Origin of the sequence: Kribbella sp. NPDC051718 (assembly GCF_040681515.1) — a bacterium.
Classification (GTDB): domain Bacteria; phylum Actinomycetota; class Actinomycetes; order Propionibacteriales; family Kribbellaceae; genus Kribbella.
Window position 1 is genome coordinate 186,148 of record NZ_JBFAYZ010000006.1, and the last position, 20,317, is coordinate 206,464.

At 68.0% G+C, this 20,317-nt stretch carries 24 protein-coding genes; 10 read left to right on the plus strand and 14 right to left on the minus strand.

The window, feature by feature from the left end; genetic code table 11:
* On the minus strand, positions 1-654 hold the full coding sequence (locus AB0M15_RS23450; RefSeq protein ID WP_363822783.1) for a hypothetical protein: 654 nt from the start codon (positions 652-654) through the stop codon (positions 1-3).
* Between the two features lie 95 nt (positions 655-749).
* Positions 750-1,184, minus strand: coding sequence for a MarR family winged helix-turn-helix transcriptional regulator (locus AB0M15_RS23455; protein WP_363823828.1), 435 nt, complete (start codon positions 1,182-1,184; stop codon positions 750-752).
* Between the two features lie 74 nt (positions 1,185-1,258).
* On the opposite strand from AB0M15_RS23455, the gene AB0M15_RS23460 reads away from it, so the two are divergent.
* Positions 1,259-2,371 carry a nitroreductase/quinone reductase family protein gene (locus AB0M15_RS23460; protein WP_363822785.1) on the plus strand — a complete coding sequence of 371 codons (1,113 nt, stop codon included), beginning with the start codon at positions 1,259-1,261 and terminating at the stop codon, positions 2,369-2,371.
* Positions 2,372-2,453: 82 nt separating this feature from the next.
* Here the strand turns inward: AB0M15_RS23460 and rpmB are convergent, their stop codons facing one another.
* The 5 genes from rpmB to AB0M15_RS23485 form a co-directional block, all read right to left on the minus strand.
* Positions 2,454-2,675, minus strand: a complete 222-nt coding sequence (gene rpmB, locus AB0M15_RS23465) for a 50S ribosomal protein L28 (protein WP_328326414.1) — start codon at positions 2,673-2,675, stop codon at positions 2,454-2,456.
* Between the two features lie 73 nt (positions 2,676-2,748).
* A complete protein-coding gene (locus tag AB0M15_RS23470) occupies positions 2,749-4,758 on the minus strand; it encodes an aldo/keto reductase (RefSeq protein ID WP_363822789.1) in 2,010 nt (669 codons plus the stop codon).
* 19 nt (positions 4,759-4,777) lie between these two features.
* Positions 4,778-5,605, minus strand: a complete 828-nt coding sequence (locus AB0M15_RS23475; RefSeq protein ID WP_363822791.1) for a carbohydrate ABC transporter permease — start codon at positions 5,603-5,605, stop codon at positions 4,778-4,780.
* Positions 5,595-6,629 (minus strand): sugar ABC transporter permease, encoded by a 1,035-nt coding sequence (locus AB0M15_RS23480; RefSeq protein ID WP_363822794.1) that lies wholly within the window; start codon positions 6,627-6,629, stop codon positions 5,595-5,597. Before AB0M15_RS23480 ends, AB0M15_RS23475 begins: the two co-directional genes overlap by 11 nt.
* A gap of 1 nt (position 6,630) precedes the next feature.
* The gene (locus AB0M15_RS23485; RefSeq protein WP_363822796.1) at positions 6,631-7,911 is read right to left on the minus strand and encodes an ABC transporter substrate-binding protein; all 1,281 of its coding nucleotides are present in this window, start codon (positions 7,909-7,911) and stop codon (positions 6,631-6,633) included.
* 198 nt (positions 7,912-8,109) lie between these two features.
* On the opposite strand from AB0M15_RS23485, the gene AB0M15_RS23490 reads away from it, so the two are divergent.
* Positions 8,110-8,733, plus strand: a complete 624-nt coding sequence (locus AB0M15_RS23490) for an HAD-IA family hydrolase (protein ID WP_363822799.1) — start codon at positions 8,110-8,112, stop codon at positions 8,731-8,733.
* Here AB0M15_RS23490 and AB0M15_RS23495 read toward each other — a convergent pair.
* Both AB0M15_RS23495 and AB0M15_RS23500 read right to left on the minus strand, forming a co-directional pair.
* Positions 8,709-10,100 (minus strand): MFS transporter, encoded by a 1,392-nt coding sequence (locus AB0M15_RS23495; RefSeq protein WP_363822802.1) that lies wholly within the window; start codon positions 10,098-10,100, stop codon positions 8,709-8,711. The genes AB0M15_RS23490 and AB0M15_RS23495 overlap by 25 nt on opposite strands.
* On the minus strand, positions 10,097-10,720 hold the full coding sequence (locus tag AB0M15_RS23500; protein WP_363822804.1) for an HAD-IA family hydrolase: 624 nt from the start codon (positions 10,718-10,720) through the stop codon (positions 10,097-10,099). The genes AB0M15_RS23495 and AB0M15_RS23500 overlap by 4 nt, the downstream gene beginning before the upstream one ends.
* A 48-nt stretch (positions 10,721-10,768) precedes the next feature.
* Here AB0M15_RS23500 and AB0M15_RS23505 point away from each other — a divergent pair, with 48 nt between their 5' ends.
* From AB0M15_RS23505 to AB0M15_RS23520, 4 genes are all read left to right on the plus strand, one after another.
* Positions 10,769-11,965, plus strand: coding sequence for an ROK family transcriptional regulator (locus AB0M15_RS23505; RefSeq protein WP_363822806.1), 1,197 nt, complete (start codon positions 10,769-10,771; stop codon positions 11,963-11,965).
* Between the two features lie 74 nt (positions 11,966-12,039).
* Positions 12,040-12,342 carry an antibiotic biosynthesis monooxygenase family protein gene (locus AB0M15_RS23510; RefSeq protein ID WP_363822810.1) on the plus strand — a complete coding sequence of 101 codons (303 nt, stop codon included), beginning with the start codon at positions 12,040-12,042 and terminating at the stop codon, positions 12,340-12,342.
* Between the two features lie 29 nt (positions 12,343-12,371).
* Positions 12,372-12,686 carry a hypothetical protein gene (locus tag AB0M15_RS23515; protein WP_363822813.1) on the plus strand — a complete coding sequence of 105 codons (315 nt, stop codon included), beginning with the start codon at positions 12,372-12,374 and terminating at the stop codon, positions 12,684-12,686.
* Complete coding sequence (locus AB0M15_RS23520) at positions 12,687-13,370, plus strand: alpha/beta hydrolase (protein ID WP_363822815.1); 684 nt, start codon at positions 12,687-12,689, stop codon at positions 13,368-13,370.
* Here AB0M15_RS23520 and AB0M15_RS23525 read toward each other — a convergent pair.
* The 3 genes from AB0M15_RS23525 to AB0M15_RS23535 are packed head-to-tail and all read right to left on the minus strand — an operon-like array spanning position 13,316 to position 15,759.
* Positions 13,316-13,975: a DinB family protein gene (locus AB0M15_RS23525; RefSeq protein WP_363822818.1), complete on the minus strand. Its 660-nt coding sequence runs from the start codon at positions 13,973-13,975 to the stop codon at positions 13,316-13,318. The genes AB0M15_RS23520 and AB0M15_RS23525 overlap by 55 nt on opposite strands.
* Complete coding sequence (thiD, locus tag AB0M15_RS23530; protein WP_363822821.1) at positions 13,972-14,787, minus strand: bifunctional hydroxymethylpyrimidine kinase/phosphomethylpyrimidine kinase; 816 nt, start codon at positions 14,785-14,787, stop codon at positions 13,972-13,974. The genes AB0M15_RS23525 and thiD overlap by 4 nt, the downstream gene beginning before the upstream one ends.
* Positions 14,788-14,796: 9 nt before the next feature.
* Positions 14,797-15,759, minus strand: coding sequence for a thiamine-phosphate kinase (locus tag AB0M15_RS23535; RefSeq protein ID WP_363822824.1), 963 nt, complete (start codon positions 15,757-15,759; stop codon positions 14,797-14,799).
* Positions 15,760-15,950: 191 nt separating this feature from the next.
* Between AB0M15_RS23535 and AB0M15_RS23540 the strand changes: the two genes are divergently transcribed.
* From AB0M15_RS23540 to AB0M15_RS23555, 4 genes are all read left to right on the plus strand, one after another.
* Positions 15,951-16,184: an Lrp/AsnC ligand binding domain-containing protein gene (locus AB0M15_RS23540; protein WP_040455366.1), complete on the plus strand. Its 234-nt coding sequence runs from the start codon at positions 15,951-15,953 to the stop codon at positions 16,182-16,184.
* Entirely contained in the window at positions 16,163-16,675 is a 513-nt protein-coding gene (locus tag AB0M15_RS23545; RefSeq protein WP_363822831.1) for a DUF3515 domain-containing protein, read from the plus strand. Before AB0M15_RS23540 ends, AB0M15_RS23545 begins: the two co-directional genes overlap by 22 nt.
* Before the next feature lie 103 nt (positions 16,676-16,778).
* Positions 16,779-17,195, plus strand: a complete 417-nt coding sequence (locus tag AB0M15_RS23550) for a YciI family protein (RefSeq protein WP_363822834.1) — start codon at positions 16,779-16,781, stop codon at positions 17,193-17,195.
* Positions 17,195-18,475, plus strand: a complete 1,281-nt coding sequence (locus AB0M15_RS23555; RefSeq protein ID WP_363822837.1) for a sigma-70 family RNA polymerase sigma factor — start codon at positions 17,195-17,197, stop codon at positions 18,473-18,475. Before AB0M15_RS23550 ends, AB0M15_RS23555 begins: the two co-directional genes overlap by 1 nt.
* On the opposite strand, the gene AB0M15_RS23560 is transcribed toward AB0M15_RS23555, so the two are convergent.
* Both AB0M15_RS23560 and AB0M15_RS23565 read right to left on the minus strand, forming a co-directional pair.
* A complete protein-coding gene (locus AB0M15_RS23560) occupies positions 18,441-19,112 on the minus strand; it encodes a DUF4129 domain-containing protein (RefSeq protein WP_363822840.1) in 672 nt (223 codons plus the stop codon). The genes AB0M15_RS23555 and AB0M15_RS23560 overlap by 35 nt on opposite strands.
* Before the next feature lie 70 nt (positions 19,113-19,182).
* Positions 19,183-20,313, minus strand: coding sequence for a D-alanine--D-alanine ligase family protein (locus AB0M15_RS23565; RefSeq protein ID WP_363822843.1), 1,131 nt, complete (start codon positions 20,311-20,313; stop codon positions 19,183-19,185).
* Positions 20,314-20,317: the final 4 nt, after the last annotated feature.

A 20,317-nucleotide genomic window follows, 5' to 3' on the forward strand; every position in this document is an offset into this window, starting at 1 on the left:
CTACGTCACCTTGAAGTCCAGCGTCTTGGTTCCCTTCGGCCCGGCATCGGTCACCACGTTGACGGTCACGTGGTACAGCCCGCGGGTTTTCAGCACGTCCCTGGCGAAGGGAAGGCCGCTGGTACAGGTCTCGCCGCGCAAGCTCTGCACGATCGCGGTACCGCGCTTGAGTATCCAGGTGGGGTAGCAGCCCCGGGTCAGTTGGCGACCCGACTCGTCGTCCACCTCCGCAGAGGCGAGGGGCGTCGAACCGGCCCGGTACTCGTTCGGCCCGATCTTGCCGCCGGTGGTCATCGAGACGGTGATCGCCAGCGTCCCCGGCGCAGGCGCTTCGACGGTCGGCGAGGTCGGAAGCTCTGGTGTCGACGCACCATCGGTCGGTGCCGGGGTGACGGACTCGGTGACCGTCTCGGTCGCGGTGACCGTGGCGGTGGTGGTCTCGTGCGCCACCACGGTGGTCGGCGGTGGGGCTGGGTTGAGGCTTTCCGGGAGGGCGCCGTGCTGGCCGGCGACGATGGTGAGTATCGAGCCGATCAGGGCGCCGATCACCGGGATGGTGGCGATCAGGGCCGGGTGCCGGTGCCAGGCGTACTGCTTCCTGGCCGGGTCGTCGGCTGGTTTCTGGGCAGGCGCGGGCGCCTTGGTCTGATCCACTGTGGTTCCCCCCACATGCGAAAAAGTGAAGGCACCACCTTGGACCACAACCGTGGTTGCCGTCCATGGCGGAGAGTGACGGGTACGAGTCGCCGCTAGCCGGTGGCGAGGAGTTCGGCCAGCAGTCGGCGTAACTCGGTGTGGCCCTCGGGGCCGAGGATCTGGTCGATCCGGGTTTCGATGCCCTGGATGGTTGCGATGCCTGCGGCGATGCAGTCATGGCCGCGGGGGGTCAGCATAATCAGCTTCGCGCGCCGGTCGGACGGATCCGGCCGTCTCTCGACGTAGCCCAGCTCTTCCAGCTCGTCGACGAGCTCACCCATCGCCTGCGGTGACATGTTCGCCCCGCGGGCCAGCGTGCTGAGGCGGCTCCCCCGCGGGCTGATCTGGGCGAACACCGCGGAGTGGGACGGCTTCTGCGGATAGCCCGCACCGACCACGCCGTCGACGATCTGGAACCCGAGCAGGCTGTAGGCCTGCCCGAGCATCGAGACCGTGTTCTGCGCCTGCTCGGGAGGGTCTTGTGCCATCGCCACTTGATCAAGTATACCTGATTATCAGGTCCACCTGATCAAATCGAGCGCCCATCGACAGGAGGCGCAGCATGACGAGCACCGCAGTTGGGTCGGATCCTCGCGAGGCCCGGGTGGAGGAGATGGCCGTCATCCACCGGATCTTCCGGCGCGGCTTTCCGCAGGTCGCCGGCCTGGTACGGCGTACTCCGCCGACCGCCACCGCGCGCGCCGAGGCGATCGCCGCGCATCTCGACTTCCTCCTGAACGGGCTGCACAACCACCACAGCGGCGAGGACGAGAACATCTGGCCCCGGCTCCTCGAGCGGGCCGCGCCGCAGGCCGAGCTGATCGACCGGATGGAGAAGCAGCACCAAGTGGTGGCCGAGAGGTCGTCAAGGGTGCGCGCCGCGCTGGAAAGCTGGCGCGCCGCACCCGTGAACGGCGACGAGCTGGCGGCTGCTCTGGATGACTTCACCCAGGCGCTGGTCGAGCATCTCGACGACGAGGAAGCCAATGTGGTCCCGCTGATGCGGGACCGGATCGACGCCGGGGAGTGGCGGCGGTTCGGCCAGGAGACGTTCGAGAAGTTCACGAACCCGGAGAAGCTGATCGCCGCCGGCACCCTCGAGGAGGTTGCGACCCCCGAGGAAGCGCAGTGGTTCCTCGGCGAGCTGCCGCTCCCGATCAAGCTGATGTGGCGGCTGCTGGGCCGGCGGCGCTACCGCCGCTATATCGCCCGCGTCCGCGGCTCAGCAACCCTCGGCCCGTTCCTGCGGACAGTGGCCGGGATCGCCAACCGGCTCGCCACCGGGCTGTATCGCCGGTCTGGAGGGAGGATCGGCGGTACGGCCAAGGGCCTTCCCGTGCTGCTGATCACTGTGGCCGGCCGCAGGACCGGTACGCCGTACACCGTGCCGGTCGCCTACTTCGAGACCGACGGCGGCTACCTCGTCACCGGCTCCGCGGGTGGATCCAAACCTGACCCACAGTGGTTCCGCAACCTCCGAGCCGCCACCCGGGCCCGGATCCAGATCGGCGACCGCCGGTACGACGTCGATGTCCACGTCTTCGAAGGCGCGGACCGCGACCGGCTGTGGCGCGACGTCGTGCTCGCCCGCGCGCCGTTCTTCGCGAAGTACGAGGCGAAGGCCGGCCGCATCATCCCGGTGGCTGTGCTCGGGCACCCCTCGCCTTTGCCCTGACCGGATACAGCAGTAGGCGCCCGGGGTAACCCGGGCGCCTCTGGGGCCCTACACGGAGGACGGCCTGGTCAGGCCGGTCGTACTAGCCGACTACGCGCTGAACCTTGCCCGCCTTGATGCAGGACGTGCAGACCTTCAGCTTCACGGGCGTGCCCTTGATGACCGCACGGATCGGCTGGATGTTGGGGTTGAAGCGACGGTTCGTGCGCGCCTTGACCCGACGGATCATCGCGCCCTTGCCCAGCCGGGCAACGCTCTTGCCGAACATCGGCTTCTTGTCGCAAATATCGCAAACTTTAGACATGATTCTCCGTGATTAGGGTCGAGACACCGACAGACCATGTTACACAGCTGCTGATGCGTCCACCAATTCGGCATCAGCCCAGGTCAGCGGCTGTCAGCCAGGTCACATCCTGGGCCGACAACTCCACCGACAAGCCGGGCAACGAGGTCCGCGTCTCGCTCAGCTGACGCGGTCCGATCAACGGGAACACCGGGTACGGCTGATGGAGCAGCCAGGCCAGCGCGATCGCCGTCGCACCCACACCATACTTGTCGGCCAGCTCCTCCGCGCGCCGGAGTCGCTCGAAGTTGCCGTCGGAGTAGAAGCAGCGAACCAGCTCCTCGTCCGTCCGGTCCTCCGGCTTGGCCCGCCCGGTGAAGAATCCGCGCGCCTGACTCGACCACGGGAACAGCGCAACCTGCCGCTCCCGCAGCCATGCCTGCGACTCGTCGTCGCTGACATGACGGCAGCCGGCCCACGGTACGTCGTACGCCCGCGCCAGACTCAAGTGATTGCTCAGCAACGTGAAGGGCTGCTTCCCGTGCGCCGCCGCGTACGCGTTGGCCTCGTCGAAGCGAGCCGTCGTCCAGTTGGACCCACCGAACGCCTTGATCCGCCCGGCCTGGAAATGCGAGTCCAGCACGTCGACGAACTCCCCCACCGGGATCTCTTCGTTGTCCCGATGCATCAGGTAGAGGTCGACGTGATCGGTCTGCAGCCGCTCCAGCGACTCGAACAGCTGCCGGGTGATCGACTCCGGATCGCAGAACGGCGTGTGCGCGCCCTTCCCGATCACCACCACGTCGTCCCGGTTGGCCCGCGACTTCATCCACTGCCCGAGCAGCTTCTCGCCCCGGCCGCCGCCGTAGATGTACGCGGTGTCGAACGTCGTCCCACCACGCTCGATGAAGTCGTCGAACATCGTCGCCGCGTGCGGCAGCGTCAACTGGTTGTCGACGCCCATCACCAGCCGCGACACCTGCTTGCCGAGGCCGGGCACCTCGCCGTACGTCATCGGCGCATCGTCGCGCCGTACCAGCGGCCGCCCGGTGACCGTCGGGATCAGGATGTCGTCGCGCTCACTCGCGTACTGCTGCCCGATCAGCTTGCGCCACTCGTCCAGTACTTCGAGATTGCCCAGCGTGTCGGCCCACGACATCTCCGGCGCCTGCCTGGCCTCGATCGCCGCCGCGACCGCATCGGCCTCGGCCGTGTAGATGAACGCGGGCTCGGCGGAGATGTCGCGTGGCTCCTCCCCTACCTTGTGCAGCGTCACGTGGGTGGGCTTGCCGTCACCGCCGAACCACGGGTCTTCGATCACGAGGTACCCCTCGCTGCCGAGCACCCGGACCCGGTTCTCGTCGTTGAGGCGGACCCCGGTGCTCACCTGAGCAGTCATCCCACTGTCGAAGAACAGCGTCGCGACGGCCCACTCGTCCACCCCGGTCTCGCCGACCTGACCGACCGCGGTGACCGCCGCCGGATCGGCGTACGGGGCTCCGATGGCGGCGCCCGCGATCAGTCGCGCGTACGAGACCGGGTAGCCGCCGACGTCGAGGATGCCGCCGCCGGCCAGCTCGTTGGCGAAGATCCGGCTCTCGGCGTTGAAGGACGCCTGGAACCCGAACGACGCCTGGATCTGGTGCACCTTGCCGATCGCGCCGTCGCGGACCAGTTGGGCGACCAGCTTGGTCTGCGGCAGGCAGCGGTACATGTACGCCTCCATCAGGAAGACGTCGTTGCGGATCGCGGCCTCGATCATCGCCGCCGCCCAGGACCGGTTGATCGCGAGCGGCTTCTCGCACAGCACGTGCTTGCCGGCCTCGGCGGCCTTGATCGCCCACTCGGGGTGCATCGGGTGCAGGGTGGCGATGTACACGGCGTCGACGGTGTCGTCGGCGAGCACTTCGTCGTACGACGCATGCCGGTGCGGGATGCCGTACTTGTCGCCGAACGCGTCGGCCGACGCCTGGCTACGGCTGCCGACCGCGGCCAGCTCGCCGGTCGAGGACGCAGGGATCTGGCTGGCAAACCTGGACGCGATGTTTCCGGTACCCAGAATTCCCCAGCGGAGTTTGCTGTTCTGCACAGAGGTTCCCCTCATCGAGGTGCGGTCAATAGGGTCAGAACTTCATGGCGCCGGCGGCGATGTCGGCGATGAAGTGGCGGCCTCCGATCAGGAAGACGCCGATCAACGGAATCACACTCATCAGGGCACCCGCCATGACCATGCTGTAATCGGTGCCATAGACGCCGTTCAGTTGCTGCAGCGCGACCTGGAGGGTGAGCTTGTTCGGATCCGTCATCACGATCAACGGCCACAGATAATCGTTCCAGACGTTGATGAACGTGAAGATTCCGAGGAAGGCCAGCCCGGGCCGCAGGACCGGCAGCCCGACGGTCAGGTACTGCCGGAAGAAGCCGGCGCCGTCGACCTTCGCGGCCGAGATGAGCTCGTCCGGGATCGCTCCCTTGGCGTACTGGCGCATCCAGAAGATGCCGAACGCGTTCGCCGCGCCAGGGATGATCAGCGCCTTCAGCGACCCGATCCAGCCGAACTCGGCCAGCGTCACGAACTGCGGCACCAGCGCCAGCTGGGACGGGATCATGAACGTCGCGAGCAGCAGCCCGAAGAGCAGGTTGCGGCCGGGGAACTCGTACTTCGCGAACGCGAACGCGGCCAGCGAATCGAAGAACAGCACCAGAACGGTGACGCCGAGGCTGGCGATCAGCGTGATCAGCATCGAGCCGAAGAAGTCGATGTTGTCCAGCACATGGCCCATGTTCTCGAACAGGTGCGAGCCGACCAGCAGCTTCGGCGGGTAGGTGAAGATGTCCGAGGTGGTGTTCGAGGCCATCACGAGCATCCAGTAGAACGGGAAGATCGAGACCAGCACGCCGAACATCAAGACGACGTGGCCGACGACGGTACGGACTCTTTCAGTGCGCATCGGTCAGCTCCTTCTGCCCGGCCTTCTCGCGGGCGATCTTCGCGTCGATCCGGCGGGCCGCCCGTTTGGTGATCCGTTCGTCGTCGTTGCCGCCGATCAGCCGCCAGTTGATGATCGAGAACAAGACGATCAGGATGAACAGCGCCCAGCCGATCGCGGCGCCGTAGCCGAACTGGTGCTTGCCGAACGCGCTGTCGTACAGGTACGAGACGATCGTCAGGCCGCCGTCACCGGGACCGCCGATCGCGCCGCTGCTGCCGAACAGCACCTGCGACTCGGTGAAGATCTGCAGGCCGCCGATGGTGCTGGTGACCGCGGTGAACAGGATCACCGGCCGCAGCAGCGGCACCGTGATCCGCCAGAACGTCTGCCGTGGGGAGGCGCCGTCCATCTTGGCCGCCTCGTAGACGTCGGACGAGATCGCCTGCAGCCCGGCCAGGAAGATGATCGCGTTGTACCCGGTCCAGCGCCACAAGACGATGCTCGCGATCGCCACCTTGATCCCCCACGGCGCGCTCAGCCACTCGATCTTCTGCAGCCCGACCGACTGCAGGAACGCGTTCAGCAGGCCGAAGTTGTTGCTGAAGACCGAGCCGAAGACCATCGTGACGGCGACCACCGAGGTGATGTTCGGGACGAAGTACGCGATCCGGTAGAAGCTGCGGAACCGCGTCGCGTTGTGCAACGCGTTCGCGATCACCAGGGCCAGCAGCAGCATCGGAACGGTCGAGATCACCCAGATGATCAAGGTGTTGGTGATGGACTTCCAGAAGCTCGGATCGGTGAGCAGATAGCTGTACTGCTCCAGCCCGACCCACTTCATCTGGCCGATGCCGTCCCACGAGTGGAACGACAGCCAGATCGAGAACAGGATCGGGAACGCGCCGAAGACCGCGAAGAGGATGAAGAACGGGGACACCGCGGCGTACTGCGGAAGCGCTCTGCGGTACTTGCCCGGCGGCCGGTCCGGCGCGGACTCCTTGGTGGACACCGCTGCGGTGCTGATCGCGTTGCTGACGGCCATCTCAGATCGCCCCCGCCCGGGTGAGTTCGCGCTTGACCTGTTTCTGTCCGTCCTTCCAGGCCTGGTCGGACGACTTGCCGCCGACCTCGACGTTGACGAGTTCGGCCGCGAGGGGATCGCGGATGATCGTGTCGTACGGGCTGAAGTACGCACCCGGGTACTTCTTGGCCGACTCGGCGAAGACGTCGACGATCCTCTGGCCGCCGAAGAACGGATCGGGCGCGGTCAGTCGCGGGTCGGTGTAGCTGGCGGGCGTGGACGGGAACAGTACCGGGTCCTTGAACGCCTCGGCCTGGTTCTTGGACGACTCCAGCCAGCTGATGAAGGCGAACGCGGCCGCCGGATCCTTGCAGTACTTCGTGATGGCGAGGAACGATCCACCACGGTTCCCGGCGCCGCCCGGGGTCGCGCACACCCGCCACTGCCCCTTCGTCTTGGGGGCGGCGTTCTTCGGCCCCAACTGGGCCCACCAGACCGCACCGACGTACGCGACGAGCTGGCCGTTGGTGACGACCGCGTTGGCGTCGGTACTGCCCGACTGGGCGTTGGCCGACAAGCCTTCCTTGACCACCCGGACGGACAGGTCCCAGGCCTGCCGGATGTGGTCGCCGTCGCCGATGTACTGGCCGTCGGCGGTCATGTAGCGCTTGGTGAGCTGGGCGATCGCGTAGTCGAAGACCGAGGTGATGTTGTCGGTGATCGACGACCCCGGTACGGCTTGCTTGACCTTCTTGCCGAGCTGGATGAAGCCGTCCCAGTCGGGCGCCGTGGCCTGCACGTCAGCGGGCTCGGTGGGCACACCGGCCTTCTCGAAGATGTCCCGGCGGTAGAACAGCGCGGTCGGGCCGGTGTCCATCGGGTAGGCCATCATCTTGCCCTGCGGCGTGATGCCGAGCTTCCACTTCCAGTCGAGGAAGTCGCCCTTGAGCTTGTCCGCGCCGAGCTCGTTGAGGTCGTGGAACTGGTCCGCGTTGGGGAAGTACGTCGCCACGTCGTCGTTGATCGCCATGATGTCCGGGACCAGCGACTTGCCGGCCAGCGCGGTCAGCACCTTGGTCTTGTAGTCACCGCCGATCCGGGTCATCGAGAGCTGCTTGCCGGTCCCGGGGATGGTCTTCTCGGCCTCGCTGATCAGCGAGTCGTTGACGGAGCCGACCCAGGTCCACATGCTCAGCTGGTCGGCGGCCCCGAGCGAACTTCGTGATCCGCAACCGGTCAACCCGGCCGCCGCGGCCCCCGCCCCGGCGCCGAGCACCAGGAACTGCCTGCGTGTCACTGTCATGAACCGCCTCACCTGCACCTTCGTCACCGACCGGTTGGGGAGTACTCGTGTTCATTTTCGCCAGAAGTTGTCCACAAATGTTCGGACATGCTTAAGGTAAGCGCATACCAACTGAACCGGTCAAGGGCTCATCCTGGGCCCGCCCACTCCTTGGCCCGATCAGTCTCGGCCGACCGGCCGGCTGACAGGATGGACGCCATGCCGCTTGCAGAGATCGACACAGTTCTGTTCGACGCCGATGGAGTGATCCAGCGCCCCACCGTCGACTGGCGAGGGACGCTGTCCGGGTTCGTACCGCCTGAGGCGGCCGACGAGTTCGTGCTCGACCTGATGGTGTCCGAGCGGCCTTCGATCGCCGGCAAGGGCGACTTCCGGGAGGCAGTCGCCGAGGTGCTCGAGCGGTGGTCGTCCAGCGCGTCGGTGGACGAGGTACTTCAGCTGTGGCACCGGTTCGAGGCCGAGCCGGTGGTGGTCGGGTGGATCCAGGAGCTGCGGGCGGCTGGGGTCGGCTGCCATCTCGCGACCAACCAGCAGTCGTACCGGCGCGCGATCATGAACGACGAGCGGCACTACGGTGACTGGTTCGACCAGAGCTTCTACTCCTGCGACCTCGGGCTGGCCAAGCCGGATCCCGCCTACTTCAAGGCGATCCTGGCCGCGGTGGACCAGCCCGGCTCGACCACGCTCTTCATCGACGACAACCAGCCCAACATCGACGGTGCGCGGGAGGCTGGGTTGCATGCTGAGCTGTACGACCTCTCGGAAGGCCTTGAGGTGTTGCGTTCTCTGCTGGGGCGCTACGGGCTGACAGTGTCTTCGTGACCGCTGCTCAAGGGGCGGCTGGCGAGGAACAGGGCGGCAAGTAGCGGCAGGGTGATGAGGAAGGCTGTCCGGAGGTCGACCACGCCTGCTAGTGCGGCGAGGACGGCTGGCGCCAGCAGGATGGCTACACCGGATGCTGAGGCGCCTAGGGCGGCGAGGCGGGCTGAGCTGAGTCCTGGGGTGGCTACTAGGGCTGCCAGGGTGACCGGGTAGAGCGGGGCGACGCCGATGCCTGCTAGGACGAGGCCTGCTGTGACGACTGCCGGAGTACCGAACAAGCTGACCAGTATCGTCCCGGCGATCGCCAGCAGACCGCCCGGCACGATCGGGGACCAGCCGCGGAGATGTACCGGCCCGATTGCGCGCCCTACCGCCATACCGATCGGGAACGCACTGCCCAGCAAGGCGGCGCCGGCGATGGTCAGCCCCGAATCCAACAGTCGAGCCACCGCCCAGATCACAAAGCAGAACTCCACCGCGACCGCCAGCACCACTCGAGCCCACCCGCGCCCCACCTGCACCCACACCCGCCGCTCCAACCGCTGCGGCACCGCGGCCGCTTGCTGGTGAGTCGCGCCCGGCCGGGCGATCACGGCCAGGAGCACCAACGGAGGTACCGCCGCAAGCATCGCCAACCGCCCCGTGGACACCACCTTGTCCGCCGCCCCAATCGCCAGCGGAGCCAGGATCCCGCTAGCACTCGAGAACGCGTTGACCCTCGTGAGCCGGGCAGCGGCGGTCGGCCCACTCAGCAACAACGGCGCAATCAAAATCAGCAACGCCCCACCCAGCCCGACCCCCAGTCCCCCCGCAATCGCCAGCCCATAACTAGGCGCCACCGCAATCAGCACCCCACCCGCCGCACAAACAACCGCCCCGATCCGCAACACCACCCCGATCGCAACAACTCTGAGCATCCAAGGCCCCACCCCCGCGACCACCAGCAACCCCACCGCAAACGCCGACGACAACACCCCCAACCGCTCAGCCGACACCCCCAAATCCCGCCCCAACACCGCCACACACGCACCCGACCCAGCCAACAAAAACCCCAACGCCGAAAGCCCCACCCCAATCTCAACCCCAACCGAAACCACCAGCCGCCCACCCAGCACGGCGCCATCGCCAGGCCTGCCCACCCCCACGCCACTGGCCGCACCCGACCCGCCCGCTCCCGGGCTCCCGGCCAGCGCCTGCCCACCACCCGTCGCTGCGCCCTCGCCAACCCGGCCTGCTGCCGCCAGCCCAGAGCCGGCCGGCTCCACCTGACCGCCGAGCCGCGCTAGCTCGTCCGGGCCGACAGGTCCCCCGGACCCCTCTCCCGGGGTCGCAGCTGCGTCGGCTGTTGCTTCTCGGCGGGTGGTCACTCCCCCGTCCGGTTCAAGGAGTCGGCTAGCTGGTGTAGGTCTTCGAGGTGGAGGTCGCCGTCCAGGCCCTTCAGGGCGGCGGTCGTCGCGCCGGCGGCGCGGCCGGCGGCTAGGCCGACTTCGGCGTCTTCTACGACCAGGCAGTAGCGGGGATCGACACCTAACAACTCAGCGGCGTGGAGGTAGCCCTCGGGGTTGGGTTTGCCGTGGGTGATGTCTTCGATGGTGACGAGGAGCGGCGGCTCGATGCCGGCGGCTCCGAGGCGGGCCTTGGCGAGACGGTGGTCGGCGCTGGTGACTACTGCCCAGGGGAGGCCGCGGCGGTCAAGTAAGGCGAGCAGCTCGAAGGCTCCGGGGGCGGCGGCCACGTCGGCGAGGTCGTCGTACTGGAGTTCCATCTGTCGGAGGGCTGCCGCCGACCGGCCAGCCCGATCGAGGTGCGGCAGCATTCGGTCGGCGGTCGACTCGGCGGGCGCGCCGTGCGCCTGCGAGAGAACCTCCGCCGGGTCCACGCCGTACTCCGCCGCCCAGGTCGTCCACGCGCGCTCGACAGACGCGTCCGAGGTGACCAGAGTGCCGTCCATGTCGAACAACACGGCCCGCAGTTGCCCCAACTCCATCGACGCCTCCATTAAACTCGTACTCCGAGCATAAGCCAGGAAGGTCCCATGACGGCAAGAGGCGGCGTGAAACCGGCAGCCCGACGCGGCCAGTGGCAGACAGCCACCGACGTCCTCGGCCTCATCGCGCGCCAGCCAGGTATCACCCGGGCAGCCGCGGCCCGCGAGCTCCGCCTGAGCACCAGTTCGACCACCGAGGTCACCGCCCGCCTCCGCGACCTCCACCTACTCACCGAGACCCCCGCCCCGAGCCAGGGCCGCGGCCGGCCGACGACCGTACTACGCCCGCATCCGCGGGGCCCGGTAGTACTCGCCATGGAACTACGCCAAGCAGGCTGGCGAAGCGCAGCCGCGACCCTGGACGGCGTACTGCTCGACCAGCAGTCCACCCGGCACCGCAGCCGGCGGCCGGACGCAGTACTGGCCGCAGTACTGGCCGCACTCCGGGCAGGAGTCGACAGGGCCAAGGAACAGTACGGCGATCGCCTGCTAGCCGTCAGCCTCGCCGTAGCGGGCACGGTCCGCGAGGACCACCTCATGCAAGCCCCGACGCTCGGATGGAACACCGTCGACCTGAGCCCAGTGGTAGCCGGCTCCGGACTCCCCCTGCTCGTCGGCAACGACGCAACTCTCAGCGGTGTCGCCGAAGCGCGCACCGGAGCAGCAGCGGGCGCAGGTACTGCCCTGCACCTCATCGTCGAGGTAGGGATAGGCGGCACCCTGATCATCGACGGCAGCCCGGCCAGCGGGGCCACTGGAGCCGGCGGCGAGTACGGCCACATTCCGTTCGGCGACCGGCGTCGCACCTGTCCGTGCGGAGCCCGCGGCTGCTGGGACCTGGAGATCGACGGGCGGGCGCTAGCGGAGCACCTCCATGAGCCCGAGCCCGACGACCCCTACAGCTACGCCGAGGCCCTGCTTCAGCGGCTCGACGAACGCCCAATCAGCCGGGCCGTCGCCAAGGTAACCGCAGCGCTCGCCACCGGCATCGCAGGGCTCGTCAACGCCCACGACCCCGAGGTCGTCACCCTCGGCGGCCTAGCCGTCCCCCTGCGAGCCGCTGCCCCGGCAGTCTTCAGCACCGCCTACTCGGACGGCTTGATGACCTTCCACCGCGCCAGCCCGCCCGCAGTACTCGACTCGACCCACCAGCAGACCGGCGCCCTCCGAGGCGCCGCCGCCGTCGCCCTCGACCACATCACCAGCGAGAGCGCGCTAGCTCACTGGAGTGACCGATTCTCTTGATTCTGATCGGATCAGGCAAGAGGTCAAGAGGATAGATCTACCGTCCGCAGGGGTCGGGGCGAAAGACTTCAGTCATGAAGATCACCCACGGATTCCACGCCACCATGACCGCCCAGCCCGGCAAGGCGGACGAACTCATCGCCGCCCTGCTGACCGCCCCCAGCTTGCCCAATGACGACTGCATCGTCTTCCTGGTAGGCCGCTCGGCAAGCAACCCCGACGTCGTCCACGTGACCGAGGGCTGGAGCACCGAAGAAGCCCACAGCCGCTTCTTCAACTCCGAGCAGGCAAAGGCCTTCACCGCCAGGATCCAGCAACTCGTCGCCGACTCGGAGTACGCCGACGAGATCCCAGTCGGCGGCAAGGCCGCGCTCTGACCTCCCCCCCAAGCCAAAGGACCTGACCGATGACCTTGCCGCGCCCTGGAGTCGACCCAGAACTGAGCGACCTCCTCACCACGATGCCGCTCACCACCACACTCACTCCCGACCTGCTGGCCCAGATCCGGCAGTACCCATCGCCCCCGCCCGAGACCTTCTACGGCCGCCGTACCGTCGAACACCGCGAGCTCACCATCCCCACGCCCGACGGCGCTCAACTCCCGCTCTCGATCTTCGCCCCAGCTGACGCCGACGCGGCGGCGCCCTGCATCTACTGGATGCACGGAGGTGGGATGGTGATGGGCGATCGGCTGTCGCAGATCGACATTCCGCTGGAGTAGTTGGAGGAGTTCGGCGCCGTCGTCGTGTCGATCGACTACCGCCTGGCACCCGAGGCCAACGGCTCGACACTCGTCGACGACTGCTACCTCGGCCTGCAGTGGATCGCCGCCCACGCCGACGAGCTGGGCATCGACCCGGCCCGCATCATCGTCGCCGGCACCAGCGCGGGCGGCGGGCTGACGGCAGGCATCACCCTGATGGCCCGCGACCACCACGGCCCAGCGATCGCCGCCCAGATCCTGATCTGCCCCATGCTCGACCACCGCGGCATCACAGTCTCCAGCCGCCAGTACGCCGGTGAGCCCGGCATCTGGACCCGCGAGAAGAACGAGTTCGCCTGGCAATCGGTACTAGGCGGCCGTACCGACCCTTCGCCCTACATCTCCCCCGCCCTGGCCGACGACCTCTCCGGCCTACCCGCCACGTACATCGACGCCGGCACCGCCGAAGTCTTCCGCGACGAGGACGTCGACTACGCCACCCGCATCTGGTCAGCCGGCGGCCAAGCCGACCTACACATCTGGTCCGGCGCCTTCCACGGCTCCGACGCCGTCTTCCCACAGGCCGGGTTGTCGACCGAAGCACGGCGTACCAGGACCGCCTGGCTCAAGCGGACCCTCGGCCGAGCTCAGTCCCTCTCGCCGGCCGCCTGGTCCTCGGCCTCTGCAACCTCCTCGGACTGACCTTCTATGGTCTCGCCCTCCTCGGCAGCTGGGTCGGGCTTGGGGGCCGGGATGATCGGGGGTTCGAGGACGGCGAGGATTTTGATGATGTCGTGGCGGTGGTGCTGGATCTCGTGGGCGGTGTGGCGGATGATCCAGCCGAGCGAGCGGGGCGCTCGTACCGGGTAGTTGTAGAGGCCGAGCTTGCCCAGCTGCGGCGGCGTCAGCACCCGCGCCGCGGCACCGAACTCGCGGGCGAACCGCATCAGCGCGGCCGCCACCTCCATCGGGTCCTGATCCTCGTACTTCTCCTGCTTCACCCGCCCGGTCCGATCCATCGGCGCATACACCGGCCGGTCCTCCGCCAGGCACTGCGCGATCCGGAAGCGCTGCGTCTCCAGTACGTCGCGCACATGGCACGCATACTCGATCGCCGACCAGACCTCCGGCTCCGGCCGCACCCGCACCACACCCGGGTCCTTACCAGCAGCGGCCTTGGTCAACGCCATGCTGCTCTCGGCCGACTGCCGGATCAGCGTCGTCACCGTGCCCTGCAGGTCACCCGTGTCGTAGTTGAAGCCGCATTCGTCGCACAGTCCGTCCACCGGGGGGCGGCTCTTGGTCACTGATCACTCCTGTTTCGAAACTCCCACGCGTGGTCCACCGGCCCGATCCCACCACCGAGCGCGAAACCGGCAGCCACCGCCCCACTGATGTAGTCCTTCGCAGCGCCGACAGCAGCCGGTACGTCGTACCCGCGGGCCAGGTACGACGCGATGGTGCTCGCCAGTGTGCACCCGGTCCCGTGCGTGTGCCGGTTATCGGCACGCGGCGCACTGAACTCCATCCGTACTCCGTCCCCGTGCAGCACATCGACAGCCGACGACCCGCTGTCATGCCCACCCTTCACCAGCACCCAGGACGCGCCGGCATCAAGCAGTACCTTCGCCGCCGGCTCACGGTCCTCGACACTACGCAACTCAACCCCAGCCACCGGCCCGAGCTCCGTCAGGTTGGGCGTAAGCACAGTAGCCAGCGGCACGATCTCCTCCCGCACCGCCACCATCGCGTCCTCCGCCAGCAATGCGTCCCCGTGCTTGGACACCGACACCGGATCAACAACCACCGGTACGCCGGCAGGCAACGTCCGCAACAATCCCGCCACCACCCGAACCATCCCGGCGGACACCAACGTCCCCGTCTTCACCGCGTCCACCCCAATGTCGTCCACCACACTCCGGAACTGCGCCACCACCTGCTCGGCCGGCAATTCCCAAGCCCCCTCCACCCCGAGACTGTTCTGCGCCGTGATCGCCGTGATCACGCTCATCCCATGCACCCCAGTGGCCAACATCGCCTTGAGATCAGCCTGAATCCCCGCACCCCCACCGGAGTCGGACCCGGCGACGGTGAGCACCCGCGGCGGCGCGGCGTTCATAACAGCTCCTCAGCTCCGGAAGTGGGCGTGGCCGGTGGTGCCGGCATACGGCTGGCCGTCGACGGTGACTGTGCCGGACGGGTGGTCCTCGTTGCCGACGGCAACTGTGCCGATGACAGTCCAGGTGTCGGGGACGTCGGCTGGTTCGAAGGTGGCTACCAGGGCGTGGTCCTCGCCGCCGGTCAGGACGAACGCGAGGGCGTCGGCGCCGGTGGCGGCGGCTACTGCTTGGAGAGGCTCGGGGATGGTCAGGGCGGTTGAGCGGATATCGATCAGGACCTCGCTGGCCACGGCGATGTGGGTGAGGTCAGCGAGCAGGCCGTCGCTGACGTCGCACATGGAGGAGGCTCCGGCCAGCGCGGCGCGCACGCCCTCGGCGTACGGGGGTGCGGGGCGGCGGTGTGCTTCGACGACGGTTCGGGGCGACCGGAAGCCACGGTTGAGGACGGCGAAGCCTGCCTCGGCCCAGCCCAGTCGGCCGGCGACGGCCACCTCGTCGCCGGGGCGCGCGCCTGAGCGGAGTACCGGAGGACGGCCGTCCAGCGAACCGAAGGCGGTGACCGAGACGATGATCTTGTCCGACTGGACCGTGTCGCCGCCGACGATGCTCACGCCGAGCAGTTCGCACTCGTCGCCGAGCCCCTGCTGCAGCTCCAGCGCCCAGGCGGTCGGCAGATCGGCCGGCCCGCCGAAGCCGACCACGATCGAGGTCGGCCGCGCACCCATCGCCACGATGTCGGCCAGATTCTGCGCGGCGGCCTTGCGGCCCACGTCGTACGCCGACGACCAGTCCTGGCGGAAGTGGCGGCCCTCCACCAGCAGGTCGGTCGTGATCACCATCCGGCCGTCCGGCACGGCCACCACGGCCGCGTCGTCGCCCGGTCCGACCAGGACGTCCTCACCTTGGGGAAGGCTCTTGGTGGCGGCTTCGATGAAGCCGAACTCACCCGTGCTTCCCAACGTCTCTGTCACGTCAACAGACCTCCCATATGCCAGGGGCGAGTCTAAGCGTCCTGAGCCGGTAGTCACGCCGCACCGTGCTGACGTGACTACCGGCTCAGGACGCTAGGCGGTACGGTGACGTGGCAACGACGAGTACGCCGGACCCTTGCGCAGTACTGTGGTCCCGACCAGCTGAGGACGACTGAGTGGAGAACGACGTGGTGGTCCAGGCCTACATCCTGATCCAGACCGAGGTCGGCAAGGCGGCCGACGTCGCAGCGCAGATCGCCGAGGTCCAGGGCGTCACCCTGGCCGAGGACGTGACCGGTCCGTACGACGTGATCGTCCGCGCCGAGGCTCGCAACGTCGACGAACTGGGCAAGCTGGTCGTGGCCAAGGTGCAGAACGTGCCCGGTATCACCCGCACGCTGACGTGCCCCGTCGTCCACATCTGACCCCGATCGCCGCCGTACCCGGCCGGCGCGTCCGCCCACGAGTCGCGCTGGCCGTCGTCATGCTCGGGCTGGCCTTGACCGGCTGCTCTCCCGGGCCGGTCGAGATCGCCGTGCCGTCACCTGCTCCAGAGGTCGCTGACGCCTGTACTGCGCTCATCCGGGCCATGCCCGCGAAGGTGCTCGACGCCAAGCGCCGCAAGGCCGAGCCGGCCAGCGCGCTGACCACGGCGTACGGGGATCCGGCGATCGAGGTGACCTGTGGCGTCGCCCCGCCGGCGGGGATGGCGCAGGCCCAGTCGCAGTGCTTCGAGGTGAACGGCGTCGGCTGGTACGCCCAACAGGTCACCAACGGCTATCTGTTCACGACCATCGGCCGCAAGGTCTACCTGGAGCTGGCCGTCCCGAGCAAGTACGCCCCCGAGGCCAACGCCCTCACCGACGTATCCGACGCCGTCAAGGCCCACAACACCCTCATCACTCCCTGCACCTGAGCTGCGCGAAAGTTCCGTGCGAGTGCACGTCCGGTTCCGGTTGAGGGCATCGACGTAACTGGTGACAGGCACCAGAGTTGGTGCCAGGAGACGGGAGACACCGATGAAATACATGATCCTCACCTACGCCTCGCAGCAGGACTACGACGGCATGGGCGGCAAGGACACTGGCAAGCCAGCCTGGACGGGCGAGGACTTCGCCGCGATGGGCGCGTTCATGGAGAAGTTCAACGCCGACCTGGCCGAGTCCGGCGAACTCGTCGAGACGCGCGCCCTCGCCGCGCCCGTGCTGACCAGACGGCTCGGCTCGAAGGACGGCGCGTCGGTGGTGACGGATGGTCCGTACGCCGAGACGCAAGAAGTCCTGGCCGGCTACTGGATCGTCGAGTGCGAGAGCTTCGACCGCGCCACCGAGATCGCCGCTCGGCTGGCCGACACCCCCGCGCCGGAGTTCGTCCGGGCCACCGCATACGCCGATATCCGGCCGATCGCGGAAGGCCAGGAGGACTTGGCCGGCTGATGACCGAGCCGGTGTCGGAGAAGCCGGTGTCGGCCGAGCCGCTGTCGGCCGAGCCGGTGGCGGAGGAGCTGCTGCGGGAGCTGGCGCCGCAGGTCCTGGGGGCGCTCGTCCGGCGGTACGGGCACTTCGACACCGCGGAGGACGCTGTCCAGGAGGCTCTGCTCACGGCCACGCGACAGTGGCCGGAGCAGGGTCGTCCGGACGATCCGCGTGCCTGGCTGATCACCGTCGCGTCCCGGCGGCTGATCGACCTGCTCCGCAGGGAGCAGGCACAGCACAGACGGGAGGACACGGTCTCGCAGTGGGTGCTGCCCGATGAATGGCTGGCACCGGCTGCGGACAAGCCGGTCGAGGAGTCCGACGACACCTTGATCCTGTTGTTCCTTTGTTGCCATCCAGCGCTGTCTGCCGCCTCCCAGATCGCGCTCACCCTGCGCGCGGTCGGCGGCCTGACCACGACCGAGATCGCCCGTGCCTTCCTCGTTCCCGAGGCGACGATGACCCGGCGGATCACCCGGGCCAAGCAAAGCGTGAGGGATGCCGGGGCCCGGTTCTCGCTGCCATCGGACCACGGCGAACGCCTGGAGGCCGTGCTGAAGGTCATCTACCTGATCTTCAACGAGGGCTACGCCAGTACGGCCGGGCCGGAGTTGCAGCGGGTCGAGCTGGCGGCCGAAGGAATCCGGCTGGCCAGGATGCTGCACACGCTGCTGCCCGATGACAGTGAGGTGGCCGGTCTGCTCGCGCTGATGTTGCTCACCGACGCTCGCCGTCCCGGCCGGACAGGTGTGAACGGTGAGCTGATCCCGATGGCCGAACAGGACCGCTCACTCTGGCTCCGGGCCAGCCTTGACGAAGGTGTCGAGCTGATCACCGAAGCGCTGCCCCGAGGGCCGGTCGGCGCGTATCAGTTACAAGCGGCGATCGCTGCCGTTCATGGCGAGGCACCGTCCTGGAGCGATACCGACTGGCCGCAGATCGTCGCGCTGTACGAGGTACTGCTGCAACTGAGCGACAACCCGATGGTCGCGCTGAACCATGTCGTCGCGGTGGCGATGGCGCAAGGTCCGGAGCGGGGACTGGAGTTGCTCGGTGAGATCGAGGTCGATCAACGGATCGCTCAGGATCACCGGTTGCATGCCGTGCGAGCCCATCTGCTGGAGATGTCCGGCGACCTGGGCGGCGCGCGGGCGGCGTACGAGTTGGCGGCGACGCTGACCACCAGCCTGCCGCAGCAGCGTTACCTCAACGGGAAGGCTGCCCAAGCCAGTTCGAGCTGACGGTCAGGTCGGCGCGCAGGCGGGTCAATGCGGCCCGCGCCTCGGCCCGCGCAGCCTCCGACGACGGGTGCGCGGAGTACCGGGCCTCGCGGTAGAGCTCAGCCAGCGCGGCAAGATCTGGTGCCGACACGCCGTCCACGGCGAGCACCCGGACGGTGAACTCGGCGGGCGTCTCGGCCTCGTTCCGCGGTACTCCGGCTGCTTCGGCGGCGTCCTCGAGCCCGACCCAGCAGGCGATCACGGCATCGGTCGGCGTACCGCGCTCGACAGCGCGGAGACCCTGATCCACCGCCTCGGCCAGCCGCTCGGACTTCGTCGGCGACGGCTTCTCGGCGCGACGCTTCTTCGAGCGCGGCGCGGTGGCGACCTGGTAGATCAACCGGATCAGCACCAGCACGACCAGCGCGCCCACGAGGTAGAGCAACGCCGTCCAGAACGGCCCCCACCACAACTCGATGTCACCACCGGTACTCGGGCCCGAGGCGACGGTGTTGCGAGGCGGGTGCGGCTCGAGGCTCCACTGGTTGTTGCGTCCGTCGAACGGCCGCACACTCCCAGCGGCCGAAGCGATCACGACGAGCAGCAGAACGCCCGCCCCCACAGCCAATACCCCAGTGCCTCGCCCCCGCGGCCTCATCTTCGAAGGCTAACCACCACCTGGCCGACGTCCGGCCGCTCAACCCGAGGTGTGCCCTTCAGGGCAGCTCTCAGCGCAGACCGGTGGGCCTGGTCAGCGCAAGGGCGAGCAGCCGGTCGACGAGTTCCTTGTAGTCGACGCCCGACGCGGCCCACACCTGCGGGAACATGCTCTTCGGCGTGAAGCCCGGCATGGTGTTGATCTCGTTGATGATCACCCGCTGGTCCTCGTCGAGGAAGAAGTCGACCCGCGCCAGCCCCTCGGCCTCGATCGCGTCGAACGCGGTCAGCGCCTGCGCCCGGATCTCCGCCGCGATCTCGTCGGGCAGGTCGGCCGGGATCGACAACGCCGCGAACTCGTCGCCCTCCGGCAGGTACTTGGTCTCGAAGTCGTAGAACTCGTGCCCGCCACCCGAGACCGCGATCTCACCGCAGACACTCGCCGTCGCGGGGGCGCCGTTCAGCCCGCCCAGGACCCCGACCTCGATCTCCCGCGGGTGCTTGGCGGCCGCCTCGACGAGCACCTTGGGGTCGTGCGCGCGCGCCTCGGCGACTGCCCCGTCCAGCTCGTCCAGGCTGTTCACCTTGCTGATCCCGAGACTGGACCCGCCCCGGGCCGGCTTCACGAAGACCGGGTAGCCGAGCTTGTCGACCGCCGCACGGCAGGACTCCGGGTCGCGGCTCCAGTCGCGGTCGCGGATCACGACGTACGGCGTGACCTCGAGTCCGGCGGCCGCGAAGACGACCTTCATGTAGTGCTTGTCCATCCCGACGGCACTGGCCAGCACGCCCGAACCGACGTACCGGATGTCCGACATCTCCAGCAGGCCCTGGATCGTGCCGTCCTCGCCCCACGGGCCGTGCAGCAGCGGGAAGACGACGTCGACCTCACCGAGCGTGTTCGGCACCTCGCCGGGTTCGTGGACTACCAGTTCGCGATCCCCGCTGAACACGACCGGCATCGCGGTCACGTCGACCTCGGGCAGCTTGCCGTCGGTGATCGACAGATGCTCCGGGTCGCCGCTCTCCAGCACCCAGTGGCCGCTGGCGGTGATACCGACCGGTACGACGTCGTACTTGTCCCGGTCGATCACCTGCAGCACGTTGGCCGCGGTGATGCAGGAGATCGCGTGTTCGCTCGACCGCCCGCCGAAGACGACGGCGATCCGGGGCTTGCTTCGTTCGTTCGAGTACTGACTCACCGAC